The following is a 7,564-nucleotide window of genomic DNA, read 5'->3' as shown; positions in this document are numbered from 1 at the left end:
CACACGACTTCGCCGTCCGCTTGCACTTGCGCTCGTCTTGCGCAAGCAAGCGTCCATCGCACCCCGCGCCAACGTTTCGTGACGATCGCGAAGCGCCCCTCTCGATGGGCACGGGACGGCCGGGCTTCTAACGGTGATTTGCCCGACGTCACAAGCAAAAATGCCTGCGACACGATGGCACGACGGGCAAATCACCTGTCGCGCCTTGACGTCAGTCAAGGGAATTCCCAAGGCCGGGTGACGCGGCGCAACGGCCGACGTAACATCACGGAACCAACGATATGGTTGTCAGTTGCCTAGCGACGTGTATCTTTGTTTTAATACTGAAACGGCTTCGGATCGGGAGCGAGGGGCAATGCGCGCTTTGATCTTCGGATTGTCAGTCCTGGCAATCGTCGCCAGCGCCAGCCCTGCCAGAGCCGGTCTGAGCACCACCCCCCGGGAGGTGGCATCCGTCGATCCCGCGAGCCTTTCCGACCAAGCAAGTCAGCAAACCGAGGATCAACTGGGTCTGACAAGGGCGACGCGCCGCGAAGTGCAACGGGGGCTGGCCAGGCTTGGTTTCAACACAAGGGTCAACGGAAAGTTCGACAAGTCGACCCGCGCCGCTATCACGCGCTGGCAGGACGAGCACGGTTATCCAAAGACCGGATTTCTCAACACCGCGCAGCATACCGCGCTGCTGGACGAAAGCAGCGCCGCGATCGAGGCCGGGAAATCCGATCATCAGGACCATCATCGAGGCGGGGGCCGTACTCGCCATGCCCGAGGTATTGGCGGTCCAATTGGTGCGATCGGCGGTGCTATAGGCGGCCTGCTCGGCCGGTAGACATCGCGTCAGCCGGCTTTGTCGTTCATGACGGAGTCAACCGGGAAATCGCGCCAAGTCACTCAGCCAAGTCACTCAGCCAAGTCACTCAAGTGTCAATTTGGTGCGCCACCCTTCCGCCTCGGCGGGCGGTCGTATATGAGAGATTTGCCAACGGAACGTGCCAATAGTCTCGCGAATTGACGGCGTGGATGGTGGCGACGGCCAGTTAGTCAAAAAGCCGCAATCTGACGCTTGATCAGACAGGTATTTCAACCGGGGCATGGCATGACAAATCGATTAACGACGGCGCAACCCTCCGGCGCGCCGCGCCGTTGGGGTTCTCCCGCCGTTGTGACCCTCGCGGCGGTGGCCGCGCTGACGGCGTTGACCGTCGGCACCGCGGCCAGACCGGCGCGCCAAGCCGTCGAGGCGACCGCGCCGCGCGAGGCGGGCGAACCGATCATGGCAATCGTGTCGATCAAGTCCCAGCAGGTCACTTTCTACGACGCGGACGGCTGGATCCTGCGCGCGCCGGTTTCGACCGGCACCACTGGACGCGAGACGCCGGCCGGCGTCTTCGCCGTCGTCGAGAAGGACAAGGACCACCACTCGACCATGTATGACGATGCCTGGATGCCGAACATGCAGCGCATCACCTGGAACGGCATCGCGCTACATGGCGGGCCGCTGCCCGGCTATGCCGCCTCGCACGGTTGCGTGCGGATGCCCTATGACTTTGCGGAAAGGCTGTTCGACCGGACGTGGATCGGAATGCGCGTTATCATTTCGCCGATCGACGCGGCCCCGGTCGAGTTTACCCACCCGGCGTTGTTCGTGCCGAAGGCGCAAGCCGTCGCGGCTGCTCCCGCGCGCGCCGACACCGCCGCCCGCGAGGCCGAAGACGCCGCCCAAGCGGCCGACGAGGCGAAGAGAGTAGCCTCAACCGCGGCGCACGAGGCCACATCGCTGAACGGATCGCTGCGCAAGCTGGAACAGCTCAAGGCCCGCACCGCCGCCGAGCTCGCCTACGCCGACAGGGCGCTCGCCGCCGCCAGGACGGACCAGGCCAAGACGAAGGCCGAGGAGCTGAAGCAGAAGATTGCCCCCAAAGCTGAGGAAGCGCAGACGCAGTTCGACACCGCCAAAGCGGACGCAAAATCGAAGCTGGAGGCCGCAGCTGCCGCAAAGGACGCCGCCAAGGCGGCCGCGACCCGGAAGGCCGACACCGCCAAGTTGGCGCTTGCGGCAAAGCTCGCGCTGGAACCGGTATCGGTCTACATCAGCCGCGCGACGCGGATGCTTTACGTGCGTCGCAACACCCACAAGGCGTGGGCGGACGGCGGCGAGGTGTTCGATTCGACCATTGAGGTTCCCGTCACGATCCGCGATCCCGACCGGCCGATCGGCACGCACATCTTTACGGCGATGGCGCGCAACGATACCGGCCTGCGCTGGAGCGTGGTCACGATCGACAACGGCGACGACGCCAAGGACGCGCTCGACCGCATCACCATCCCGCAGGATGTGCTCGATCGCATTGCACCGACTGCAGTGCCGCGATCCTCGATCATCGTCTCTGACGAGCCCCTGAGCAAGGAAACCAACTACCGCACCGAGTTCGTCGCGGTGCTGAGCAACCAACCCCAGGGCGGCTTTATCACGCGCAAGCCGACGACCGAAGTCCCCGTTGCGAGCGGGGACGACGGCGGCCTGTTCGGCTTGTTTTTCCAGCGCAGTTGGGATCCCCAGGCGAGCAACGTCCAACCTGCTAACCCGCATGCCGGCGCTATGCGTCAGCGCGGCCTGCGCTATCCTGATGGCCAGTACGCCCGTCCGGTGCAGCAGCAGGGTTGGGGGTGGCAGTGAGAGAAGGCATTGATGGGTGAACCTGTCGGCGGCAAGCCCGGCGCCCCACAGACCGGGTTCGCCGGTGTCACGCGCAAGGTTCTCGAACGTCTTCCCTTGCCTGGGGACCATCGCGAGCTTGTCGTTGTCGAGGTGACCTATCCACCCGGCGGCGTAGCTCCGCTTCACCGGCATCCCGTCGGCGGCGCGATCTACATCGTCGAAGGCGTTGCCGAGTCCGCCTACGGCAGCGACGAGCCGCGGCAGTATCGGGCGGGCGAGACCTTGCAGGACCAAGCCGATATTCCGCACACGCTGTTTCGCAATTGCGACGCGGAACGTCCGCTCCGCTTTCTCACCATCTACGTGCTCGAACCCGGACGTTCCTACACCGTGGAGCCGTGATCGGCAGCCCACACCAGGCCGGCGATCACGACACAGGCTCTCTTACTTCTTCTGCGATTTCACATAGCCGATATAGCCGCGCACGTCGGCTGCCGGTTCCTCATAGGCCTTGCCCAATGATTTCTCCATATCGGCAATGTAGGTCTTGGCCCATGCAGGCAACGGATAGTCAACCACCGCAAGAAATTCGAGCGTGGCCGCGAGCCTCATGTCGGCGATCGAGGGAGTGGCGCCGCCGATGAAAGGCTGTCCGTCCATGTAGAACTTGTGAAACACGTCGAGCGGCTCCGCGATCGCGGCGACGGCCGACTTCTGCGCGGCTTCCTTCGCCGCCGCATCGGCATCGCTGGCGCCGACTTCGCCCGGGTATTGCGGAAAGCCGAGCGCCGGATAGGTGCTGCGCGCTACCAAGGGATAGAGCGTGCCGATGATATAGAACATGGCGCTATCGATCGTGGCGCGCTGCTCGGGAGACTTCGGATAGAACTTGGTGATGTCATGCTTGTTGGAAAGATACTGCATGATGGCGCAGCTTTCCCAAATGGCGCCCTTCGGCAAGTCGTTCAGCTCCAGCATCGGCGTCAGGTGCGCGGGATTCTTCGCCAGGAATTCCGGCGAACGCGTTTTGCCCCAGACGTCGTCTTCCGTGAATTCCAGATTGGCCGCACGCACAAAGACGCGCGCCGCCATGTTGTTCACGCTCGGTTTCAGCACATTCAGTTTCATGGTTTCCCCTCCTCTGTCGTCCCCGGATTATCCGGCTTTCTCAATAAGGATTCTTCGGCGATCTATCTGCGGAAAGCGACGCGTTGCGCCGCGTCACCAGCGCCTCGATGGCGTCGGCGAGATGAACCTCTGCAATGTTGCCATCGTCGCGAGAGACACGGATCTTGTGAGCTTCCATCAGCACGTCCGCATGCGTAAAGCCGTGCGGAGGTTCAAACCGGTAGCAGGCAAGCTCGATCAGGAGGCCCATTGGATCGGTGAAATAGATCGAATCCATGAAGCCTCTGTCCTTGACGCCGCTATGGGAGATCCTGCGTTCGTCCAGACGCTTTACTGCCTGCGCGAAGGTGGCGTGCGAGACCGAAAAGGCGATATGATGCACGCAGCCGGGCTCCGTCGGCGTCCGGCGCGGGTCGGGCTTGCGGCTCTCGTCGGTGAAAACGGTGATGAGCCTGCCATCGCCGGGATCGAAATAGAGATGGCTTTCAGACGCCTTGTCGAGATTTGGCTGCTCGAACACGAAGGGCATGCCGAGCACGCCCTCCCAGAAATCAATGGATGTTTGGCGGTTGGCTCCGGTGAGCGTGATGTGGTGTACACCCTGGCTTTGGAGCTTTTGCATCGTGTCCACGCTGAACTGGGTACGGACGAGCCTACATTGTTGCGAGCTTCCGCCAAGCTATATCTTGGCCAACATCCAGGATCAGCTAGTGCTGGCTGCGAAAATAAATGAGTGTTTGTGAAGTGTTCGCTTTTCGAACTTGTAATTATTCCGGCTGCGCCGATCCCTTAACAATGAACCTGCGGAGACTGCGCCGGCACGTCCGTTTGGTGCCCCATGAACGGACTTGTGCGCTGCGGCACCGTTGCGGCAAATCGACGCCAGCCGGTCGGGCGCTTAAAGAGACGTTGGGCTGCCGAGCGTGCATGGATAGTCATTACATCGAGCCGACAGGATACGAGCTCGATCGAGAGTTCTGACGATGCCACAGGATTCATCCCAGAGTGCTGAGCGGGCGCCGTGGATTTTTTCAGTTGGCCAACGTCTTGTTGCGCAAGCCGGCCGTATTGGCGCCGCACCAACCGACAGCACCGAGCGCGCGCTGCAAAAGCGGCTTATCGTATTGCTTTCGGTCGGGCTCTTGCCTTTGACGTTTCTGTGGAGCGTCATCTACTTCGCTGCCGGCGCACGGCTCTCTGCCGCGATCCCGGGCCTGTATACGATCATCGCTCCGATCAATACGGCGGTCTTTGCGTCGACCAGAAATCTCGCTGTCTACCGCTTCATCCAGCTTCTGATATTCCTGATTCTTCCGTGGCTGTTGATGCTGAGCCTCGGCGGATTCAAGGACTCAAGCGTGGTGATCATATGGGCTGCATTGTGCCCGCTCGCCGCGCTGCTGCTCGAGGAGTTGCGCCAAACGCTGTTCTGGATCGTCGGGTTCGTCTCGCTTCTGATCGCGAGCGCTCTCCTGCAGCCCTATCTGGTTCCCGCCGGCTTGTCCGAAACATTCGTGACCTGGTTTTTCGTGCTCAATATCGGAGCGGTGATCGCCATAGCCTTCGCGCTCCTCTACTACTTCGTCTTTCAGCGGAACTTCTTTCAGGAACGTTCCGAGATGCTGCTGCTCAATATCCTGCCCAGGGAAATTTCGGAGGCGCTGAAAGCCAACCAGCAACCGATCGCGGCTCAATATGAGGATGCAAGCATCCTTTTTGCCGATGTCGTGGAATTCACGTCGATGGCCGCGACCATGACGCCGATGCGTTTGGTCGACCTTCTCAACGAAGTCTTTCAATGCTTCGACGATCTGGTCGAGAAATACGATCTTGAGAAGATCAAGACGATTGGCGACTGCTACATGGTTGCGGCCGGGGTACCGCGATCATGCCCCGATCACGCCACGAGGATCGTGAATTTGGCCCTCGATATGCGGGCGGCGATAACCGAACGCAAATTCGGCGATCGCGAGCTCGCGTTTCGTATCGGAGTCAATTCCGGTCCGGTGGTCGCCGGCGTCATCGGCCGCAAGAAATTTATCTATGACCTCTGGGGCGATGCGGTGAACATCGCAAGTCGTATGGAATCGCAAGGGCAAAATCAGTGCATCCAGATCACAAGCCATACCTTTGGATTGATCAAGGATGAATTCGTCTGCGCGGCCAGGGGACCAATCAAGGTAAAGGGGGGCGATCACCTGGAGGTCTGGCACGTGCTGGCAAGGAAGGCGACTTGAGGATTGCGAGTTCCTCCGGGCTCAGCTTTCTTCTGCTCGCAAAGGACGCGCCGAATGCGTGGCCTGCAAACCGTATGGTAAACCACTCGTTATCTTCACCGCAGGAATTCGGCGGTTGACCTCAAAGCTTGCTTATCGGCATGGGCGTTAAGTGATGGCACGAGCATGATCCGGAAAACTGCGTAGCGGTCTTCCGAAAAGATCATGCTCCGATTGAAAAGCCAATCATCTCACCGAAGAGTCCCTGATGAGCAGCATCTCGGCGATCGCCCTGTCCGGCCTGAACGCGGCGTCCCTCCGCCTTCAGGTTTCCGCCTCAAACGTTGCGAATGCCCAGAGCACGGGCGCGCAGCCCAACGCGGATGGCACGGTGCCGGCCGGGGCGCCACAGGCCTATGCGCCGCTCGAAGTCGTCCAAAGCGCGAGCGCCGGTGGCGGCGTCCAGGCTTCCGTCACGACTGTTACGCCGTCCACGACCTCGGTATTCGATCCGCAGGCGTCCTTCGCCAACCAGGACGGCCTCGTCGCTTCTCCCAATGTCGACCTCGCCGGCGAGTTCGTCGGCCAGTTGCTCGCAAGCTATAGCTATGCGGCCAACGCGACCGTGCTGAAGACGAACGATCGCATGACCCGATCGCTGCTCGACATCATGGCGTAAAGCGACGCTTGGCTTTTCGATGACAATGACTACGTCGTCCCGGCCAAGCGAAGCGCGAGCCCGGACCCATACGCCGAGCCGGTCGTGTTGAGAGGCGCCGTTCGACGGCTTTCACGCAACAACCAAGGGCTGTGGTTGTGGGGTGCCTGCTTGCGTGCGCAGGGACGAATTAGGCTGCCGCGTCTCTCGGCTCGGGCTTCAGTGGTTCGCTTCCAGGGATAAACGGCGTTTCAGCCAGATGCTCCCACCGCTCGGCCTGGGCGAGCCACTTCCAGTTTTCCTCGGGGTGCAGGTAGGCCTGCTGGCGACAGAGGAGCGCTTTGGCGCGACACTGTTGGGCGTTGTCCATCATTTCCTCCCACGCTTCCCGGATTTGGGCGGTCGCTTGCGTCGCGATCTCTACCGGAATTTTTAAAGCCGCCAATTTGTCCGATCAAAGGCAATCATCAGCGGCAAAAAAGATAGCGAACGGGAACCGCGGGAGGCGCGAGGACGCCACGCGGCGCTGTTACCAGCGCCATCCCCACCCCCAACCCCAGGGCCGGTAGTAGCCGTATGGGTAAGGGCGGTAGTAGTAGGGGTAGGGCCGGTAATACACCGGCGGTCTGGGCGGGCCATCAACGACTTCCTCGTCGTACACTTGGGGTGCTCTGCGCGGAGCTGGCCGCGGACCCATACCGACATTGCGGCCGATGACGTAGCCGTCCTTGCCGTCGAGCGACGCCGCGCACCAGCCGCCAGAGCATTTGCCGATCTCGACGGTCGTGCCCTTCGGGATCAGCGTCAAAACCTCGCTGTCGGTGCCGGGCGATTTCCGCAAATTGGTGTCTGCTGACGTGGCGATCGGCTTGGCGGTCGCGCCGACCACCGACAGCAGGGTGA

At 61.4% G+C, this 7,564-nt stretch carries 9 protein-coding genes; 5 read left to right on the top strand and 4 right to left on the bottom strand.

All coding sequences use genetic code 11. From position 1 onward, the window contains the following. Positions 1 to 355 precede the first annotated feature (355 nt). The 3 genes from WB528_RS25460 to WB528_RS25450 all read left to right on the top strand — a co-directional run bounded on the left by WB528_RS25460 (position 356) and on the right by WB528_RS25450 (position 3,061). Complete coding sequence (locus tag WB528_RS25460; protein ID WP_423891911.1) at positions 356 to 829, top strand: peptidoglycan-binding domain-containing protein; 474 nt, start codon at positions 356 to 358, stop codon at positions 827 to 829. Positions 830 to 1,096: 267 nt separating this feature from the next. Beyond that, entirely contained in the window at positions 1,097 to 2,677 is a 1,581-nt protein-coding gene (locus WB528_RS25455; RefSeq protein WP_423891909.1) for a L,D-transpeptidase, read from the top strand. Between the two features lie 12 nt (positions 2,678 to 2,689). Continuing rightward, complete coding sequence (locus WB528_RS25450) at positions 2,690 to 3,061, top strand: cupin domain-containing protein (RefSeq protein ID WP_423891907.1); 372 nt, start codon at positions 2,690 to 2,692, stop codon at positions 3,059 to 3,061. A 42-nt stretch (positions 3,062 to 3,103) separates the two neighbouring features. On the opposite strand, the gene WB528_RS25445 is transcribed toward WB528_RS25450, so the two are convergent. Both WB528_RS25445 and WB528_RS25440 read right to left on the bottom strand, forming a co-directional pair. After that, positions 3,104 to 3,787: a glutathione S-transferase family protein gene (locus WB528_RS25445; RefSeq protein WP_423891905.1), complete on the bottom strand. Its 684-nt coding sequence runs from the start codon at positions 3,785 to 3,787 to the stop codon at positions 3,104 to 3,106. A 40-nt stretch (positions 3,788 to 3,827) separates the two neighbouring features. Continuing rightward, the gene (locus WB528_RS25440; protein WP_423891903.1) at positions 3,828 to 4,409 is read right to left on the bottom strand and encodes a VOC family protein; all 582 of its coding nucleotides are present in this window, start codon (positions 4,407 to 4,409) and stop codon (positions 3,828 to 3,830) included. Positions 4,410 to 4,770: 361 nt separating this feature from the next. On the opposite strand from WB528_RS25440, the gene WB528_RS25435 reads away from it, so the two are divergent. Beyond that, on the top strand, positions 4,771 to 6,024 hold the full coding sequence (locus WB528_RS25435) for an adenylate/guanylate cyclase domain-containing protein (RefSeq protein WP_423891900.1): 1,254 nt from the start codon (positions 4,771 to 4,773) through the stop codon (positions 6,022 to 6,024). A 247-nt stretch (positions 6,025 to 6,271) separates the two neighbouring features. Continuing rightward, entirely contained in the window at positions 6,272 to 6,682 is a 411-nt protein-coding gene (locus WB528_RS25430) for a flagellar basal body rod protein FlgC (protein WP_423891897.1), read from the top strand. Between the two features lie 169 nt (positions 6,683 to 6,851). Here WB528_RS25430 and WB528_RS25425 read toward each other — a convergent pair whose 3' ends face one another. Together WB528_RS25425 and WB528_RS25420 are read right to left on the bottom strand one after the other, a co-directional pair. After that, entirely contained in the window at positions 6,852 to 7,031 is a 180-nt protein-coding gene (locus tag WB528_RS25425) for a hypothetical protein (protein ID WP_423891895.1), read from the bottom strand. Between the two features lie 159 nt (positions 7,032 to 7,190). After that, on the bottom strand, positions 7,191 to 7,564 hold a 374-nt coding region (locus WB528_RS25420; RefSeq protein WP_423891893.1), incomplete at its 5' end, for an SH3 domain-containing protein.

The sequence above is a fragment of the Bradyrhizobium sp. genome, assembly GCF_049586575.1.
Lineage (GTDB): Bacteria > Pseudomonadota > Alphaproteobacteria > Rhizobiales > Xanthobacteraceae > Bradyrhizobium.
This window is presented reverse-complemented; position numbering and strand designations above follow the sequence as displayed.

Bases quoted from the DNA above. Each gene is read 5' to 3' on its own strand.
- WB528_RS25435 (WP_423891900.1), top strand. From the start codon at position 4,771: ATGCCACAGGATTCATCCCAGAGTGCTGAGCGGGCGCCGTGGATTTTT.
- WB528_RS25430 (WP_423891897.1), top strand. From the start codon at position 6,272: ATGAGCAGCATCTCGGCGATCGCCCTGTCCGGCCTGAACGCGGCGTCC.
- WB528_RS25455 (WP_423891909.1), top strand. From the start codon at position 1,097: ATGACAAATCGATTAACGACGGCGCAACCCTCCGGCGCGCCGCGCCGT.
- WB528_RS25425 (WP_423891895.1), bottom strand. From the start codon at position 7,031: ATGGACAACGCCCAACAGTGTCGCGCCAAAGCGCTCCTCTGTCGCCAG.
- WB528_RS25450 (WP_423891907.1), top strand. From the start codon at position 2,690: ATGGGTGAACCTGTCGGCGGCAAGCCCGGCGCCCCACAGACCGGGTTC.
- WB528_RS25445 (WP_423891905.1), bottom strand. From the start codon at position 3,787: ATGAAACTGAATGTGCTGAAACCGAGCGTGAACAACATGGCGGCGCGC.
- WB528_RS25460 (WP_423891911.1), top strand. From the start codon at position 356: ATGCGCGCTTTGATCTTCGGATTGTCAGTCCTGGCAATCGTCGCCAGC.
- WB528_RS25440 (WP_423891903.1), bottom strand. From the start codon at position 4,409: ATGCAAAAGCTCCAAAGCCAGGGTGTACACCACATCACGCTCACCGGA.